Annotated in this window: 15 protein-coding genes, 1 rRNA gene and 1 riboswitch; of the genes, 6 read left to right on the forward strand and 10 right to left on the reverse strand. The window is 42.8% G+C overall.

From position 1 onward, the window contains the following. Positions 1-67, reverse strand: a 16S ribosomal RNA gene (locus ACQKMH_RS24610); the annotation flags it as partial. Between the two features lie 281 nt (positions 68-348). After that, a complete protein-coding gene (locus ACQKMH_RS24615) occupies positions 349-1,212 on the reverse strand; it encodes a nucleotidyltransferase-like protein (RefSeq protein ID WP_427590136.1) in 864 nt (287 codons plus the stop codon). A 176-nt stretch (positions 1,213-1,388) separates the two neighbouring features. Here ACQKMH_RS24615 and ACQKMH_RS24620 point away from each other — a divergent pair, with 176 nt between their 5' ends. Further along, complete coding sequence (locus tag ACQKMH_RS24620; protein ID WP_427589970.1) at positions 1,389-1,742, forward strand: YgzB family protein; 354 nt, start codon at positions 1,389-1,391, stop codon at positions 1,740-1,742. 99 nt (positions 1,743-1,841) lie between these two features. On the opposite strand, the gene perR is transcribed toward ACQKMH_RS24620, so the two are convergent. From perR to ACQKMH_RS24645, 5 genes are all read right to left on the reverse strand, one after another. Continuing rightward, complete coding sequence (perR, locus tag ACQKMH_RS24625) at positions 1,842-2,285, reverse strand: peroxide-responsive transcriptional repressor PerR (protein WP_230159245.1); 444 nt, start codon at positions 2,283-2,285, stop codon at positions 1,842-1,844. Between the two features lie 155 nt (positions 2,286-2,440). Then, positions 2,441-3,385, reverse strand: a complete 945-nt coding sequence (locus tag ACQKMH_RS24630) for a D-2-hydroxyacid dehydrogenase (RefSeq protein ID WP_427589971.1) — start codon at positions 3,383-3,385, stop codon at positions 2,441-2,443. 148 nt (positions 3,386-3,533) lie between these two features. Next, complete coding sequence (locus ACQKMH_RS24635; protein ID WP_427589972.1) at positions 3,534-4,643, reverse strand: aminopeptidase; 1,110 nt, start codon at positions 4,641-4,643, stop codon at positions 3,534-3,536. Positions 4,644-4,653: 10 nt separating this feature from the next. Continuing rightward, positions 4,654-5,124 carry a thioredoxin-dependent thiol peroxidase gene (gene bcp / locus ACQKMH_RS24640; RefSeq protein WP_427589973.1) on the reverse strand — a complete coding sequence of 157 codons (471 nt, stop codon included), beginning with the start codon at positions 5,122-5,124 and terminating at the stop codon, positions 4,654-4,656. Positions 5,125-5,186: 62 nt separating this feature from the next. Next, positions 5,187-5,606, reverse strand: coding sequence for a potassium channel family protein (locus tag ACQKMH_RS24645; RefSeq protein WP_230159249.1), 420 nt, complete (start codon positions 5,604-5,606; stop codon positions 5,187-5,189). Positions 5,607-5,851: 245 nt separating this feature from the next. Next, positions 5,852-6,042: riboswitch (cobalamin riboswitch) on the forward strand. A 151-nt stretch (positions 6,043-6,193) separates the two neighbouring features. Between ACQKMH_RS24645 and metE the strand changes: the two genes are divergently transcribed. Both metE and ACQKMH_RS24655 read left to right on the forward strand, forming a co-directional pair. Continuing rightward, complete coding sequence (gene metE / locus ACQKMH_RS24650; RefSeq protein ID WP_427589975.1) at positions 6,194-8,500, forward strand: 5-methyltetrahydropteroyltriglutamate--homocysteine S-methyltransferase; 2,307 nt, start codon at positions 6,194-6,196, stop codon at positions 8,498-8,500. Next, positions 8,497-8,973 carry an acyl-CoA thioesterase gene (locus ACQKMH_RS24655; RefSeq protein ID WP_427589976.1) on the forward strand — a complete coding sequence of 159 codons (477 nt, stop codon included), beginning with the start codon at positions 8,497-8,499 and terminating at the stop codon, positions 8,971-8,973. Before metE ends, ACQKMH_RS24655 begins: the two co-directional genes overlap by 4 nt. Positions 8,974-9,015: 42 nt before the next feature. Here ACQKMH_RS24655 and ACQKMH_RS24660 read toward each other — a convergent pair whose 3' ends face one another. Genes ACQKMH_RS24660 through ACQKMH_RS24670 form a run of 3 tightly spaced genes read right to left on the reverse strand, consistent with a single transcriptional unit; the run spans position 9,016 to position 11,653 of the window. After that, on the reverse strand, positions 9,016-9,801 hold the full coding sequence (locus ACQKMH_RS24660) for an ABC transporter permease (protein WP_427589978.1): 786 nt from the start codon (positions 9,799-9,801) through the stop codon (positions 9,016-9,018). A 4-nt stretch (positions 9,802-9,805) separates the two neighbouring features. Next, positions 9,806-10,597, reverse strand: coding sequence for an ABC transporter permease (locus tag ACQKMH_RS24665; RefSeq protein ID WP_427589980.1), 792 nt, complete (start codon positions 10,595-10,597; stop codon positions 9,806-9,808). 48 nt (positions 10,598-10,645) lie between these two features. Beyond that, positions 10,646-11,653 (reverse strand): ABC transporter ATP-binding protein, encoded by a 1,008-nt coding sequence (locus ACQKMH_RS24670; RefSeq protein ID WP_427589982.1) that lies wholly within the window; start codon positions 11,651-11,653, stop codon positions 10,646-10,648. 149 nt (positions 11,654-11,802) lie between these two features. Between ACQKMH_RS24670 and ACQKMH_RS24675 the strand changes: the two genes are divergently transcribed. From ACQKMH_RS24675 to ACQKMH_RS24685, 3 genes are all read left to right on the forward strand, one after another. Then, positions 11,803-12,123 carry a hypothetical protein gene (locus tag ACQKMH_RS24675; protein WP_427589983.1) on the forward strand — a complete coding sequence of 107 codons (321 nt, stop codon included), beginning with the start codon at positions 11,803-11,805 and terminating at the stop codon, positions 12,121-12,123. A 143-nt stretch (positions 12,124-12,266) separates the two neighbouring features. Next, on the forward strand, positions 12,267-13,556 hold the full coding sequence (locus tag ACQKMH_RS24680; RefSeq protein WP_427589985.1) for a glutamate-1-semialdehyde 2,1-aminomutase: 1,290 nt from the start codon (positions 12,267-12,269) through the stop codon (positions 13,554-13,556). A gap of 346 nt (positions 13,557-13,902) precedes the next feature. Next, positions 13,903-18,375, forward strand: coding sequence for a glutamate synthase-related protein (locus ACQKMH_RS24685; protein WP_427589986.1), 4,473 nt, complete (start codon positions 13,903-13,905; stop codon positions 18,373-18,375). Positions 18,376-18,436 lie beyond the last annotated feature (61 nt).

Raw genomic sequence — 18,436 nt, forward strand, 5'->3', positions numbered from 1 at the left:
GCTCGACTTGCATGTATTAGGCACGCCGCCAGCGTTCGTCCTGAGCCAGGATCAAACTCTCCGAAGAAATGTTTGACTTGCTCATTTGCTTTTTTGATAGTGTGTGCTCACTTAAAATTTAACGTTGGCGCTTTGTTTTGTTCAGTTTTCAAAGAGCAATTTCGTTGTCGTTTACTTCGTAAGCGACTTTTACATCTTATCATGTTATCAACTGTGTTGTCAACATGTTTTTTTTATTTTTTTTGTTTTGATGAAGCTGCGAAAGCTGATGTCCCGCAGCGACATGTATTAATATAACACCTATATTATTATTGGTCAACAATAAAAATGCTTTTTTTAAAAGTTTTTTTAAATACGATAAAACCGATGATAAACCTCGTGTCCTTTTGTCTCCACGTTGACCACATCAATTACCTTTTTCTCTATCAAATATTCCAGTAGAACACCTAGATCGACCGAATAAAACTTAAGTTCCGGATGCTCCATAAGCTCCGCGATCGTCCACGGATCTTCTTTCGTCCCCATTATTTCAACCAGATGCTGCGAACCGGCATTCGTCCTTGAATAAATAAGGAATTCACTTGCAAGGAAAAGAAGCTCCAATCTTTTTTCGAGAGTTTCCTCACTGCTGATCAACTCTTTATAAAGTTTGTAGATTTCAGGTTCCATATGCTTCACTTGGTTCCAGACCGTAACCTCCGGATAAAAACCTTGTTCTATTATTTCCAAACGGGCCAAATGATGCAGGGAATGAACGATATGGTTATATGCATCAAGATGATGCCCCTTTTCAAAAAAGCTTTTCCCATCCATGTACCTGCGAATTAACTTTGCGAACTCCATCCCCATCTTTAACTTCCTTCCATAGAAGGGGAATTCCCGGATTTCGGTTTTCAATCGGTCCAAATATTCATTTCGGTCAAAAAGGACCTTTCCATTATAAATCCAGTCGACCACTTTGCGATTGGTTCCTAATAGAAGCCATTCTTTTAACTGATCTTCCTTTACAATATGTAAGGCAGCTTTTTTATCCTGGTAAGTGTAATGTTTTAAAAACACAGCCTCTTCCGCTTCGTCTACAATCACAAAAAGGATGTAGTCAAATGTATCGGTAACTGGGCTTTTATCATCTCTTTTTTCTATTAACAAGATTCCAAGTGTAGATTTTAAACTTGCTCGCTCTTGATAAATCGGGCGAAGGATATCTTCCATCATAAATTCCTCCAAAACCTTTTTTTTTAAAACTTTCGACAAAACTCTTCAAAATCCTGCCTACTTCATTTACCCATGGCCAATTCAATTTAAAAGTAATTTGTATCCTTTATTTCTTTTTTGTTCCATCCTTAGTTTATGTTATAGTTAAAGTTAGATTTTAGGAGGGACAATCCATGGCTAAATATTCTAGCAAAATCAATAAAATACGTACATTTGCTTTGAGTTTGATATTCATTGGCTTTATCGTAATGTATCTAGGGCTTTTCTTCAAAACACATCCTATTGTCATGACGCTTTTCATGGGGCTTGGTCTCTTATTCATAATCGCCAGCACTGGGGTTTATTTTTGGATTGGGATGCTTTCTACAAAATCGATCCAGGTTGTCTGTCCTAACTGTGGCAAACCTACAAAAATATTAGGGCGTGTGGATATTTGCATGCATTGCGAAGAACCATTGACCCTTGACAAAAAGTTGGAAGGCGAAGAATTCAACGAAAAATATAACCGCAAAAGCTTGCATGACTAAAGGAATACGGAGCTAGATTACTGCCCCGCCACTTAGCTTTTAATTATATCATTTCTTCATAACATGAAAAAAAGTTCCAACCAAGTGGAGGAACTTTTTTTAATGCGTTTCTTTTTTCGCACAATCCGTGCAGTCGCCGTAGATTTCCATCCGATGGTGACTAACATTGAAACCGGTGACTTGTGCTGCGAAATGCTCGACTTCATCCAATGCAGGATAATCGAAATCCACGATCTTTCCACAGGTTTGGCAGATTACATGATAATGGTTCGTCGTCACAAAATCAAACCTTGCTGAAGAATCACCATACGTGAGTTCTTTTACCAAACCTACCTCACGAAAAACGCGCAGGTTGTTATAAACGGTCGCTACACTCATATTTGGAAACTTGCCTTCCAGCGCTTTATATATATCATCAGCGGTAGGGTGGGACATGGAACTTATCAAATATTCAAGTATCGCATGGCGTTGAGGAGTTATTCTTACACCGGTATCTTTAAGGGATTCCAACGCTTCTTTTAACTGAACTTCAGACACCGTCATCCACCTCTTTTTCTCATTAAGTATGAATTCTTACATTATAATCTTTATAAATAGTGTACCTTTTGCAAGTGGATTTTGTCAATAAATCAAGTGTTTTACCATTCTTTTTTAGTTTATTCAACAACCATTGAATCTTTCCCATTTTTGCATGGAGTTTAGTATCCCCTCGATAAGTCGATAACATTGATGAAGTCTTTTCCAGCTCCCAAGTATTCAAGCATGTTTTTTTCGAAAATAGCAAAGGTTCTCGGTAAATATTCACCGCTCTTACTCGAAAGATGCGGTGAGACTGTAACGTTCTCCATCCTCCAAAACGGATGCCCTTTTCCTAATGGTTCCGGATTAAATACATCCAAGATGGCATGAGCCAGTTCCTTTGTTTCCAAAGCTTCGATCAGGACTTCTTCGTTAACCAGATCACCCCGGCCAATATTCACGAAGACGGCGGAGTCTTTCATCGCTTTAAAGTGTTCTTTTTGCAAAAGATCCTTTGTCTCACCCGTACTAGGCAAAACGGATATGATGTAATCTGCTTCCGGCAAGGCCTCCAATAAATGGTCAAGGGTGTATAGGCGATCGACGGACTCCACTGGTTGTCCACTCCGATTCACCCCCATTGTCTTCATCCTAAATGCCTTACCCAGACGAGCCACTTCTCCGCCAATTGCACCGGCACCGAGAATGAGCATCTTTTTACCATTCAATTCCCCTACTTCAATTTTTCTATCCCACAGTTCTTCCCCTTCATTCTTCATAAGCAGTTTCATTTTCTTTTCATATTGTAAAAGCATCCCTATCGCATACTCGGCCATCGGTATTTTATGAATGCCTCTTGCGTTCGTCACCAAAATCCCGCGATCCTCTAACGCTTTGAAAGGCATTAATTCCATCCCTGCACTCATGACCATGATCCATTTCAAGTTCGTAGCTTTCCTGATGACTTCCTCCGTTAAATCCTCGCCGTATGTAATTAAAATTTCCGCTTCACTAAGTGGCTCATCTGTCCATTTTTCTTGATAAATGAAGTTCAAATCTGGAAAAGTGTCCTTCATCTTCGTTTGGATGCTTTCGTTCGGAATGATCGTTGAAAGTATTAACATATTCATCTCTCCCTATAATTAACATAAAAAAAACACGGGCTCTGTATGTCCCGCGCAACTTTCTCTGAGGAGGTATTCCCTTAATAAAGCATATTCAGGTGTCCTCTTTTTGAGTTGGACAAAAGCCTTAGCCTTATTAAAAAAGGCTTTATTTTAATAAATTTGGATTTAAGGCTTGTAGTTCCGGCAAAATGAAAATGCCATCCCTTCTGATCAGGACGTCATCAAAGTATATGTCACCGCCGCCATATTCGGGCCGCTGGATTAAGACCATGTCCCAATGTATCGATGAACGGTTTCCATTATCCGCTTCATTATAGGCAAGTCCTAGAGCCAAGTGTAGGCTTCCGCTTATTTTCTCATCGAACAATGTATCGTCCATAGGCTGCAATATGTATGGATTGATTCCAATCGCGAACTCCCCGATAAAACGGGACCCTTCATCAATATCGAGGATTTCTTGCATTTTAGAGTGTTGATCGGAAGTGGCTTTCATGATTTTTCCCTTTTGGAAGGTTAATTCTATGCCACTAAAGGTGATTCCTTCATAGGTTGTAGGTGTATTGAAAGTTATCCTTCCATTGACGCTCTCTTTTAGAGGTGCCGTAAACACTTCTCCGTCGGGTAAATTCTTCTTTCCCGCACATATGATTGCCGGTATACCTTTAATAGAAAAGGTCAAATCCGTCCCTGGTGATTTGATCCTGACTTTATCAGTGCGTTCCATCAATTGCTTTAATGGTTTCAGTGCCTCCTCCATTTTCCCGTAATCCATTGTGCATACGTTCAAAAGGAAGTCTTCGTACCTGCTAAAGCTCATTCCGGCTTTTTGCGCTGATGCGTTGGTAGGATAATTAAGTAACACCCACCGTCGGTTGTTTACATAAAAAAGAGTGGAAGAATTCATGGCCTCCCCTTGAAGACGGTGCCTCTCAACGGGGACTTCAGTCATTTCCGCATCATTTTCTTCACAGGTGATGATGATGACCGCATCGATATCGGTATACTTCTTCAAAGCCCATTCAGAAGAGGTGTCAAGTTGTTCCTTCACATTCCCTAGCAACAAATGCCGGCTTATCTCATCGTCTTCGAGTTCTATATATGGATAAGCACCGACTCTGTATGTTTCATCAATCAGCTCTTTCAACAATGGTTTCGTGTTGATATGGCCCCGTATGAGGATTCTCTCTTTTGGCTGTAATTGTATCGAATGATGAATCAGCATGGCAGCAAGCTTCGTTATTCGCTCATCCTTCATTGCCTGTCCCTTATTTTTCGAGGTCGCGAAGAGTTTCAAGAGCTTCTTCAACGTGGCCTTTGACTTTAACCTTACGCCATTCTTTGACGATCTTGCCTTCCTTATCAATCAGGAAAGTTGAACGTTCAATGCCCATATATTCCTTTCCGAAGTTCTTTTTCAATTGCCATACATCAAATGATTCAGCAGCTTCATGATTTTCATCAGCTAGCAGCAAAAAAGGCAATCCATGCTTTTCAATGAATTTTTCATGACGTGCTGCCGGGTCTGGACTGATCCCAATGATGACGGCGTTCAGTTCCTCAAACTGCTCATTATGATCCCGAAAATCACAAGCCTCCGTCGTGCAGCCTGGTGTCATATCTTTTGGGTAAAAATACAAAACTATGTTTTTGCCCTTAAAATCCGATAAGGAAACTAACTCACCATTGTTTGCAGTGAGTTGAAAATCAGGTGCTTTTTCGCCAATTTTTACAGTCATTTTGAACCCTCCATTTCTTTCATTATGGTAAGAGTACCCAATAATCGAAAGAAACACAACTTTCATTTATCCTTCCTATCTTTCTGATCCAAGTCGATCACCGTCCGAATCACGAACGCTGCCGGGAGCGTGTACCCGATGAAGGCCTGAATCGTAGCTATCATCCTTCCCATGCCTATTGGGGCTATGTCTCCATACCCCACTGAAAACATCGTCATCGCACTAAAATAAAAAGAAGTCTTCAGCTGTTCATAGAAAGTGCCGTCCAAACGATTGCCCATATCAAGAATCACCGAATGATTCTGAAGCTCGTATAATAAATAAATCAATGCAAATCCAACTAATATCGTCGCATATAAATTGCCAAGCCACAGCAGATCCTCTAAGGAAAACTTCTTTCCTCCCGACTCAACAAGAAATAACGTCCGAATGCTCATCACCATGCAAAAAATGATTCCTGCAATCAAGATGTAGAATGTCATTCCCCACGCCCCATTTCAAAACGCCACTTCCTTTATACATACTCCCTGTCCAAACAATATATTCTTTTTTAGGGACTGACTTCATAGTTAACACTCCCACATCCAATACGCTCTTGTCGGATTGAGAACTTTTTCCTTGTTGACCATCCAAGTCGGATATGTTAAGATTGTCTAAATTTTTATAATAGTTTTTATTTTATAAATTTTTAGTGCCTGCAGTCAGCTTATCGAGCAGGTTTTATGAAATTTCATATGTGGAAATAGGTTCCTAATTTTCATTAGGATTAAAAGGGAAGCCCGGTGTAATTCCGGAACGGTCCCGCCACTGTAATGGGAATGTTAGCGCCATCCATATGCCACTGATCTTAAGGATTGGGAAGGCTTGCGCTAATGATATTCCCTAAGTCAGGAGACCTGCCTGTTTCAACAACACTGTTTTAACCTACGGGAGATAGGGAGGTGTTAGGGACCTTATAATTGTAAGGGGCATTTTTCATGCCTCTTTATTTTAAGCATTTCTAACTTTCTCTTTTTGACGGTTAGGGGTGCTTTTTTTGTTGTTTTATCAAATTAAAGAATGCAGGAGGATGAGAATATTGAAAAGTAGTAGTTTAGGGTACCCGCGAATCGGTGAAGATCGTGAATGGAAACGCACATTGGAAGCTTACTGGTCCGGGAAAATCGATGAAACGGAGTTTACGGCACAACTAGAAGCCATCCGGTTGGGCAATTTGCAAAAACAGAAAGATCAAGGAATTGATATCATTCCTGTCAATGACTTCACTTTATATGATCAAATGCTAGATATGTCAGTCATGTTCGGTCTTGTTCCTGAACGTTATTCCGCTTATGAAGGCGGCGCCGTTCCCCTTTCCGTTTATTATTCCATGGCCCGCGGTAACAAGGATGAAGTCGCTTCAGAAATGACGAAATGGTTCAATACGAACTATCACTATATCGTCCCGGAATTAAAACGGTCACAGCTGAACTTAACAGAAAATAAACCACTTGCTGCATACCGGGAAGCCAAGGAAAAGCTAGGGATTGAAACGAAGCCCGTGTTAATCGGACCTTATACCTTCATCTCCCTTTCCAAAGGCTTCAACAAAGAAGATATTCCTGGCATCATCCTGAGTTTGCTTCCGCTATACACGCAAATTCTGCAAGAGTTGGAGCAAGAAGGCGTGAAATGGGTTCAAATCGATGAACCTTCCATTGTTTCATCAATTTCCAAAGATGATATGCAAACCGTTGCATACCTCTACGAAAAACTGAATGAAGCAGCACCAAGCCTGAACATCATGCTGCAAACATACTTTGATGCCGTGGAACACTACCAAGAGGTGATTGAATTACAAGTACAGGGGATCGGCCTTGATTTTGTACATGATAAAGGGAAGAATCTTAGTAATCTTGAAGAATTCGGCTTCCCGAAGAACAAAGTGCTTGGTGCAGGTGTGATTGATGGAAAGAACATTTGGCTTTCTGATTTATCCAAAAAGATCCATTTGATCGAGACGCTTAAGAAAAAAGTAGCCGAAGACCAGATCTGGCTTCAGCCCTCTTGTTCCCTGCTTCATGTCCCGGTGACCGTCCGCAATGAAACTCTGATTGCCAAAGAAGTGAAAGAGGCCCTTGCTTTTGCAGATGAGAAACTTGAAGAAATCACACTCTTGGTCAAAGGAAATAACCAAGGTTTAGATGCTATCGCCGAAAAAGTGGGCGCCAATAAATTAGCGGTTCAAACGTTAGCAAGTTCAAGTGCACGAAATCATAAAAGTGTACAATCCAATGTCGAAAAGGTTAAATCCAAGACCACAGGACGTCAGTTGCCATTTAAAGAGCGCTATCAAAAACAACAGGACTTTTTCAAATTGCCTTTTCTTCCTTCCACTACGATTGGCAGCTTTCCGCAGACATTTGAAGTTAAACAAGCACGCGGGAAATTTAAACGAGGAGAATGGACCGCTTCGCAATATGAAACATTCGTAAACGAAGAAATCGGCAGGTGGATCGATATCCAAGAAGAAATCGGTTTGGATGTTTTGGTTCACGGGGAATTCGAACGGACGGATATGGTTGAATACTTCGGCCATAAGTTAGGCGGATTCGTCTTTCTTGAAAAAGGGTGGGTACAATCTTACGGGTCTCGCTGCGTAAAGCCTCCAGTCATATACGGCGACGTCCATTTCATCGAGCCCATGACTGTCAGGGAAAGTGTATACGCACAATCACTGACGAAGAAAACGGTAAAGGGAATGCTTACAGGTCCTGTAACGATTTTGAACTGGTCATTTGTCCGTGATGATATTTCCAGGGAGAATGTTTGCTACCAGCTGGCGCTCGCTTTGGAAAAAGAAGTCATTGCATTGGAATCCGCTGGAATAAAAATGATTCAGGTTGATGAGCCTGCACTTAGAGAAGGCCTGCCATTGAAAAAAAGCGATCGCGATGAGTATTTAAACTGGGCTGTTAATTCGTTCTTGATATCCACTTCAAGCGTGGAGGATACAACCCAAATCCACACGCATATGTGCTATTGCGACTTTAACAGCTTCATGGATGTCATCTCCTCCCTCGATGCCGATGTCATTTCCATCGAAACATCCCGTAGCCATGGGGAGCTTGCTTCCGCATTCGAGGAAAAAACGTATGAAAAGGGTATTGGCCTGGGTGTGTATGATATTCACAGCCCGCGTGTGCCGGCAGTGGAAGAAATGGTCGATATGATTGAACGGGGCATCAAGGTATTGGATAAAGACCAGTTTTGGATCAATCCCGACTGCGGCCTGAAAACAAGGGGTATCCCGGAAACCGTCGCTTCCCTGACAAACATGGTCGAAGCAGCAAAAATCGTCCGTGAAAACCTTTTATCTAAAACAACAGGCAAATGATCGAGAAGAACACTGCCCACCCAACACAGCAGTCACGGACTTTTTTAACCGACCTTGTTTTTCCACCGGATACAAATCATCACAATACCATCTTTGGCGGGAAAGTAATGGCCTATGTTGATAAAATAGCCTGCATTTCAGCTATGCGCCATTGTCGAAAACCCGTTGTGACTGCTTCAAGCGACTCTTTTGATTTTTTGGCCCCCATCAAGACAGGGGATGCGATCAACCTTGAAGCATATGTCACCTGTGCTCATCGCACATCAATGGAGGTATTCGTCAAAGTGGAGCGTGAGAACCTATTAACAGGTGAAAAACAGCTTACGGCACGTGCCTTTTTAACGATGTTGGCCATCGATGAAGATGGTAAGCCGACAAACGTACCTCAGGTCATTCCCGAATCGGAAGAGGAAAAGCAGCAATTTGTTCAAGCACAAGCAAGATATATTGAAAGAAAGAAAAAACGGAACTAAACAAAAACCCCTTCAACATGAATACTGTTGAAGGGGTTTCTTTTAGTTCCCTGCCCCGCGGTATCTCTTCACTCCCTGATTCCATATGAAAACGGATATCATGAAAAAGACAACCCCGATTACAGGAGTGGCAAATGCATATGCATACCACTCTTCTTTTCTAAGGAAATAAGATGCAGGATACACACCAACAAACGCGAATGGCAGCACCCATGTAAGAACAAAACGAATGACCTTATTATAAATATCAACAGGATAGCGTCCGTAGTTCCCGATATTGTACATCATGGGCATGATGGAAGTTTTCGCATCAGACCAGAACCCAATGCTTGCTATTGCAACGAAAATGGCTGCATAAGCAAGGGCCCCTCCTATTGCAAAAATGATGAAAAGAATCGGATCATACCATGCAAGCTCCAGATCCAATTTAATCCCTGAATAGAATATTATAATCAAACCGGTCACAACACCAAATAACGCTTCAAGCTCGATTCTTTCTAATATGACTTGAAATAAGCTATGTATCGGTCTTGTTAAAATCCGGTCCATCTCCCCTTTGACGATATAGCGATCATTGAAATCCCAGATATTGAAAAAGGCTGAAAAAAGGGCGAATGGAATAAGGAAGAATCCATATATGAATATGATTTCTTCACGGCTCCAACCGCTTAAAAATTGTGTATGTCCAAAAACGACTAAGATAAATACCAGATTCACGACCTGATTCAGCAGGTCAGATAGGATTTCCATGAAGAAATCGGCTCGATACTGTAATCTTGTTTTCATATACTGACTCACATATTGAAAAAACATCGATACATAAAACATCCCATCAACCCCCTTGAACAATCAGCTGTTTTTTCGCGACTATCCATAAAAGCTGAATCGGTATAATGAGAATGATGACCCAAATTAACTGCTGTAATAGTGCCATGCCAATTTCGCCTGAACTGTACCCATTCGTAAAAATCATGCTTGGTACATAACTGATCCCCTGAAATGGCAAGTATTTCATCACTTCCTGCGCCCATATCGGGTAGAAACTGATGGGCAGCAACAGACCGGAAAATAAATCGATGATGACCCTTTTAGCCCGAATCAACCCAGCATTGTTATATAAGAAAAAAGTAGTGATTCCCGTCAATAAGTTAATTTGTGTATTGATGATGAAGCTGAACAGCAAGGAAATGGCGAATATCCCCCACGTTGCCGGCTCATGCGGCAATTCGATAGGAAAAATGAAAGCCACCAGCAGCATGCCTGGAATCGAGAAGAAGAAGAAACGGAATATCCCTTCCCCAAGTCCTTGCATCGTTTTCATGCCTAAATAGTTATAAGGCCTGATCATTTCAATGGCGACCTTGCCGTCCTTTATCTCAGTGGCAATTTCGCGGTCAATATTATTGAAATAAAAGGCACGTGCCATCCAAGCCACCGCGACATAGGTGGTCATCTGCATACTTGAAAGTCCTTCAATGGAGCTTTTTTCTCCATATATCGCATTCCATAAGAAATAATAAGCACCGATATTAATGCTATAAATTAAAATGCCTGTATAATAATCCGTTCGATACGCAAGCATCATCAAAAAACGCATGCGAATCATCGCTAAATACTTCCCCATGGCCCTCTCCCTTCTTGATAGACACGTTGTTTCTTAATGATAAGAGAGTCAGACAGTGCCTTCTTCGTAAATGTTTCGAACAATCTCTTCGATGGACGTTTCATGAATTTTGATGTCCTTTATTTTAAAATGAGATACGACAGCTGAAACAAGCTGTGAAATATGATCACTTTCTTCCTTCAACAGAGCAATGTACGTTTGGTTTTTCTCATCATAAACCCAGTTTGCGTCAAATGGGAGCGGTAAGGACCGCAATTCCTGTAAGGCAACTGGCTCGATAAATTGAAAATGGATCTGTTTTTCCTCAGCCCAGTTATCTTTCAAACTCTGCAATTCCCCATCATAAATGATTTGTCCTTCATCAAGCATGATTACACGCTCACACAATGCCTCGATGTCCCCTAAATCATGGGTGGTCAAAAGGATTGTCGTATTGTATTTCTCATTGATTTCTTTCAGGAACTCACGAATCTTCATCTTCACGAGTACATCAAGGCCTATTGTCGGCTCATCCAGGAACAGCAAAGGCGGATTGTGGATCAATGCTGCCGCAAGCTCGCAGCGCATTCGCTGCCCAAGCGAGAGTTTACGCACTGGCTTGTCAAGCAAAGGACCGATATCGAGCGTCTTGATGACATGTTCCATATGATCGTTATATTGTTCATCCGTTACTTTATAGACCTTTTTTAGCAATCTGAAGGATTCTTGAACGGCAATATCCCACCAAAGCTGTGACCGCTGACCAAATACGACCCCGATTGTCTGCGTGAACTTTTCCCTTTCTTTATGTGGGTTCATGCCATTTACCGTGATTTCACCTGCTGTTGGTTCCAAAATGCCCGTCAGCATTTTGATCGTGGTCGATTTTCCTGCTCCATTTTCCCCGATATAAGCTACCATCTCACCTTTTTTTACAGTAAAATTGATATCATTGACGGCAGGGACGATTTTATAATTTCTTGTTAGTAAATCCCGGAAGGCACCCTTTAACCCGGAACGGCTTGATGCCGACTTAAATTCCTTCCGCAGCTGTTTCACTTGAATTGCATCATTCATCCTGTTAAATCCTCCGTAATCTCTTGTCCTAATGCATTAGTTTATCCAACCTCAGCTTTTTAGACAATAAAAATGCCTGGATTTCATATACCATTTTCAGGGGAAATCCGGACGTGTACGAATACATATACAAAGGAGACTATTATGTTATGAATATTAAAAAATTATTACTATCCCAAATCGAAAAAGTCGTCATCAACCTTCAGTATGATTTCCTTTACGAAGATGAATATGGTGAATTATTATGCCAGGTCATCAAAAGGGATTCCACTGGATCGATAGAAAGCACCCCCATAAGTTTCCACCTTCATATTAATGAAGAAAAAGGCACCGGCCAACTTATCTATTACCAAACCGAGGGCGAAATGAACCGCCAAACCTTTGATATCGAAAACCCAGCCACCATCTTGGATATTCTAACCTTCATCACTAAAGTTTTGGGGGCGGACCCTATTTCCCAAACAAAATAAAAGATCAGGAATCCTGCGGTTTCTAAGGCCGCAACGTTTCATTAGGGACCTGATCACATTACCCAGGCTTTTGCCCCGGATTTCCGGACGAAAAAGTGCTATGATTAAGAAGAATAGGTTTGTATTTTTAGGAGGTTTTAAGATTGGATTTTAGTAATTCAGAGCTTTTACATAAAGAGGCACTGGAACATATCGTCGGTGGGGTTAACAGCCCATCCCGCTCTTACAAAGCAGTAGGCGGCGGTTCACCAGTTGCCATGGATCATGCCAAAGGCGCTTATTTCTGGGATGTTGATGGCAATAAATATATCGACTATTTAGCTGCATATGGACCGATCATAACAGGGCATGCACATCCACATATTACGGAGGCCATCGTAAAAGCGGCAGAAACGGGCGTTTTATACGGCACACCGACAAAACATGAAGTCAAATTTGCCAAAATGTTGAAAGAAGCAATACCGTCCCTGGATAAAGTTCGCTTCACCAATTCAGGAACTGAGTCTGTCATGTCCACCATCCGTGTGGCACGCGCTTACACTGGACGCGACAAGATCATCAAGTTTGCCGGCTGTTACCATGGTCACTCCGACCTTGTTCTCGTCGCTGCAGGTTCCGGCCCGTCCACACTAGGTACACCGGATTCTGCTGGCGTCCCAAAAAGTATTGCACAAGAAGTGATCACGGTACCTTTCAATGATATCGAACCGTTTAAAGAAGCATTGAATAAGTGGGGCAACGAAATTGCAGGCGTACTGGTTGAACCGATCGTCGGCAACTTTGGAATCGTCGAACCACACCCTGGCTTCTTGGAAGAAGTCATATCTTTATCTCACGAAGCCGGATCACTCGTCATTTTCGACGAAGTCATCACAGCTTTCCGCTTCATGTACGGAGGGGCACAGGACTTCTTGGGAATTCAACCCGATTTGACAGCCCTTGGAAAAATCATCGGCGGTGGACTTCCAATCGGTGCCTATGGCGGCAAAAAAGAGATCATGGAAACTGTCGCACCGCTTGGTCCAGCCTATCAAGCAGGTACGATGGCTGGAAATCCTGCTTCCATGCTTTCCGGCATAGCTTGCTTAGAGGTACTTAAAGAAGAGGGTCTGTACGATGAGCTTGATCGATTGGGAAAAATCCTTGAAAAAGGTATCCTGAAAGCGGCTAGCCAATATAATGTCCCAATCACTATCAACCGCCTTAAAGGGGCATTGACGATTTATTTCACCACAGAAACGATTGAAAACTATGAGCAGGCGGAAAATACCGATGGCGAAATGTTTGCGAAGTTCTTCAAACTCATGCTCAACCAGGGCATCAATTTGGCACCTTCGAAATACGAAGCCTGGTTCTTGACAATAGCTCACACGGATGATGATATCGCGTATACTCTAAAAGCGGTTGAACATGCATTCAAAAACCTGATATAAGAAATAAAAACAGAATAATTATGCAATATTTATACACCCCCCAGGATATACATCATTCTTGGGGGGTTCTTGATTGCCATGTAATATATCGTTATAATTAGACTTTGAAGCCTTTTCCCTCGAAAATCCCATCCACGCCAGCATCCAAACCATTGTATAAAAAATTGATTTCTGAATATTTAAATGATATGATATGGATACATTTATATACATTTAATCAATTTCTTTCAATCTATCAAAGAACTTGGACTTATTGTTCGGGTTTACTAATATTTCCGTCATTAAAATCAAATGCTACAGGAGGTGAAAGGCAGAAAATAAGGGTAACCTTATTCAAGCCACTCATATGACCCAACAATGGACACCTGCTACATTCAAAGAATTTTACAAGGAAGAACATGATGCCTGCGGAATCGTTTCCTGCATCGAGAAAAAGAAAATCCCTACAAACGAAAACATCTTTGCCTGTATCGACGCCCTGGTTAAAATGAACCATCGCTGTGGCTTCATCAACGGCGAGGGTGACGGCGCGGGCATCCACATTGATATTCCCCGGGCTCTTTGGAAAAAGAAGCTTGAAGCGGTAAATATCGATGCAAGCATCGTCGATCAGGGCTCCTTCATTGTCGGGCACTTATTTTTAAGCAAAAAAACAGACTCGAACGAGTTAAAAATCGAAGTCAAAGAAAAGTTGCTTCAACATGGGCTTTCCTTGGTTTTCGAAACGGATAAAGCTTACCGTTCTGAAGCATTGGGACCGATTGCCATTCAAGAAGACCCGGTGTTCTGGCAATTTGCCTGTTCTTCCGCCATCGAAAGCGACCAGGAGCTTTCGAACATTCTTTTTGAGCTGACTTCCGACATCGAAAAAAGTGATTTTATCCATGTTGCATCTTTAAGCCAGCATCATGCTGTCTACAAAGTGATGGGTGCGGGAGATACACTTCCTGCCTATTATCTTGATCTTGCAGACCCTTTAGCTGCATCCACCATGACACTGGGACATAATCGTTTTTCAACTAATACTCTATCAAGCTTCTTCCGGGTCCAGCCTTTCAGTGTACTTGGTCATAATGGGGAAATCAATACGATTGCCAAATTGCGTGATGAAGCGAAAATGATCGGAGTTCCCATCGCTAAAGACGGTAGCGACTCACAGGATTTAAACAAGACGATCGAAACATTCATCTGCCGTCATGGCTACTCTTTATTTGAAGCTGTCGACCTGATGTTCCCGCCAATCATTAATGAAATCAAGGAATATCCGGATCACTTACAAGACTTATATACGTATTTACGGGAAGCATGGGGGCATTTTGCACAAGGCCCAGCGGGGATCATCTCCCGTTTCGGCGATGAAGCCGTGTTCTCTGTCGACTCTTTAGGCCTGCGTCCTCTATGGAATATTGAAACGGAATCATCCTATATGTTCACTTCTGAACCAGGAATTATCCCTTCCAGTGAATATACCGGAGATCCAAAACCGATGGGCCCAGGGGAAAAAGTAGGTTTGAAATGGCACGGCGACCGTATTGAAATGTACACCTACAAGGACTACCAGGATAAAGTTTTCGAACTCTTCAATAAGCGTTTCATCCTTTCCAATGACCGCGTCCGCTTGCAGCCGCAAGTTTTTGAAAAGGTGGTCACCATGACTAACACCCAAGCCATTCATAATGGTCAGTATAAAGCCTTTGGCTGGGAAAGGGAGCACGTTCAATTGGTAGAACAGATGGCCGAAAAAGGTGCTGAGCCCATTCGTTCACTTGGTCATGATGCGCCACTGGCAGCACTTAATCCACAACGGACCAACATTGCAGATTTCATTAAGGAGAGTGTGGCCGTTGTAACGAACCCTGCAATCGACCGGGATCGGGAAACCGAGCATTTCTCAACAAGAACCATCATTGGCAGACGACCTTCCCTATTCGAAGCGAATAAGGCCGGAAAAGTTACGGAGCTGCTAACTCCCTTATTGATTGAAGGAATAACGGGCTATGAATGCTCATCCATCGTTTCGCAGCCAAGCTATGATCAATTCATTAAATATAACCAAGATCAAAAACTCGTACATTTCATTTCAAGCACCTTCAAAGAGGATGAAAGCATCACGGATGCCTTAACCAGGATTACGGATGAAGCGGTCCATGCAGTGGACGAAGGAAAAACGCTGCTCGTTCTTGATGATGCCCTTGCCCATCAAAACGGCAACCTTTGGCTTGACCCCCACCTTGTTACTTCAGCGGTCGATCAAGCATTGGTCGATACGGGCAAGCGTCGGGATTGTTCCATCCTTTTACGTTCCGCGTCGCTACGGTCACTGCATGATATCATCGTTTCTTATGGGCTTGGGGCCAACTTGATCAGCCCATATTATATGTTCCTTTCCTTATCTTCAGATGATCTTAAGGGGGTTACCAATCTATATAACTCCTTGACGAAAGGACTGGAAAAGGTTATCTCCACCATCGGCATCCATGAGCTGCGCGGTTATGGAAGACTTTTCTCAAGCATCGGGTTACATGAGGAAATCGCGAAATATTTAAATGTGGCTAACTTCTTTGGTTCAAATGATCTAGACTACAATTTTGATAGTATCAAGGCTGATGCAATTCAGCGTGCTGAGGATTATGGCAATGAAAAAGAACGGATGGGAAAAACGTTCCATTTGTTTCCAAGGATTTGGAAGTCGATCGGGGAAGTAGCTTCAACCGGTGACTACGACGCTTATCGCGAAAAGATCACCGAACAGGAAGAAACAAATCCTACGGCGATCCGCCATTTAACATCATTAAAAACTTCAGATACTTCCATCCCTTCTGAAGAAGTCAGTCTTTCAATCGGCGAACAGGAACTGCCGTTCGTCATAGCCTCCATGTCCTTTGGCTCACAAAATGAGATTGCTTTCCGGGCTTACGCAGAGGCTGCAGAGCGTCTAGGCATGATCAGCATGAATGGTGAAGGTGGAGAAATCAAGGATATGCTGGGCAAGTACCCGAAATCCCGTGGACAGCAAATCGCTTCCGGCCGTTTCGGTGTCAATGCAGAACTCTTGAACTCTTCAAATCTATTGGAAATTAAGATCGGGCAAGGGGCAAAACCTGGTGAGGGCGGTCACCTTCCCGGTTCCAAGGTCACAGCGAAAATCGCAGAAGCCCGGAATGCAACAATCGGTTCCGACTTGATCTCCCCTTCCAATAACCATGACATTTATTCAATTGAAGATTTGGCCCAAATGATTCATGAATTAAAAACGGCAAACGACAAGGCAAAAGTTGCCGTCAAAGTACCGGTCGTTCCAAATATTGGTACAATTGCGGTCGGCGTAGCCAAAGCAGGGGCAGATATCATTACGCTCTCTGGTTTTGATGGTGGAACAGGTGCGGCCAGGATTCATGCACTCGCACATGTCGGTCTTCCAGTTGAGATTGGTGTGAAAGCCGCCCATAATGCTCTGCTTGAGTCGGGTATTCGCCAAAACGTTGAAATTTGGGCTGACGGTGGGTTAAAAAGCTCAATGGATATATTGAAATTAATGCTGCTTGGGGCAAACCGTGTAGGCTTTGGAACCCTTTCGATGATTGCCGTCGGCTGTACAACGTGCCGCGGATGTCACCTTGATACCTGCCATGTCGGCATCGCCACTCAAATCGAATCGGAAGCACAAGCGAAAGAACACGGGCTGCGCCGTTTTGTTCCACGAAAATTTGATTTAGCCGTTCAAGGTTTAACGAATATGTTCAGTGCATTTGCCAAGGAACTAAAAATGCTGACAGGATCTCTTGGAGTGAAGAATCCCCAAGACATTGTCGGGCGCTCTGATTTGCTCCAGCAAGTTAAAGGTCAACAATCATTGGATTTAACCTATTTATTAAAAAATCTGGATATAACACCTTTCTCCCATAAAGAAACGGCGGCATATTTGAATGAGGGCTCCATGCAGATTGCCGTTGGCGCTGAATATCTGGATTCGCATGTAGATGAGCTGCAGCAATCCCGCAGCTATAGCTCGATCACGTCCGAGCAGCGCGTACTCGGCAGCAGGGTATCCTGTCACCGCGTCAGGGGCAGACTTGACGGGTCTTACAAAAAGCTTCCCCCCGTTCACCTCTCCTACGAGGATGGTTCTATCCCGGGTAATGGACTTGGGGCATACAATACGGAGGGTATTTCAATCAGCGTGAATGGCGGCGCCCAGGATGGAATTGGCAAAACATCGATTGGCGGTAATATCGCCATCTTTAAATCTCCCGGTAAAGACGGGAAGTTCTACAATGGATCCGTCGGTAAAGGCTTTGGATATGGTGCACAGCACGGTCTTCTCATTGCCCAAGGTGATGCCGATGCCAGGGCGGGAATCCGGCTTTCCGGAGCCGATATGATCATTGGAGGACTATTGAAACAACCCCTTCCCGAAAAGGAAACCGGGAATATAGCGGTAACTTCAAACATTAAAGGATTCGCTTTTGAATACATGACAAACGGAAGAGGTTTGGTTCTAGGAGATCCGGGTCCATGGATTTGCGCAGGGATGACCGGCGGTGTCGTTTATTTACGACAACAGCCTGAAGCTGGATTAACCAAAGAAGTTATTAAGAAACGGGTAGCGAAAGGGGCAAAGATCTCCATTGAGACCCTATCTGCAAAAGGCCTGCAGGACGTGGCCGAACTTCTTGGAAAATACACGGCCCTCTTGAAAGATCATGGCCAAATAGACGAAGCAACCTCTTTAGAGGCTCTTCTTCAAAATCCTGAAAAGCACTTCCTTCAGGTCGTTCCAGTTAAAGAGCAAGCTGATCCTGCTGTTTCCACGGAGTGATACAGAAAACATATTTCATTTAAAAACTGATGCTCTTCAATTCGAGCATCAGTTTTTTCCA

The sequence above is a fragment of the Peribacillus sp. NPDC097895 genome (assembly GCF_050277555.1).
Classification (GTDB): domain Bacteria; phylum Bacillota; class Bacilli; order Bacillales; family DSM-1321; genus Peribacillus.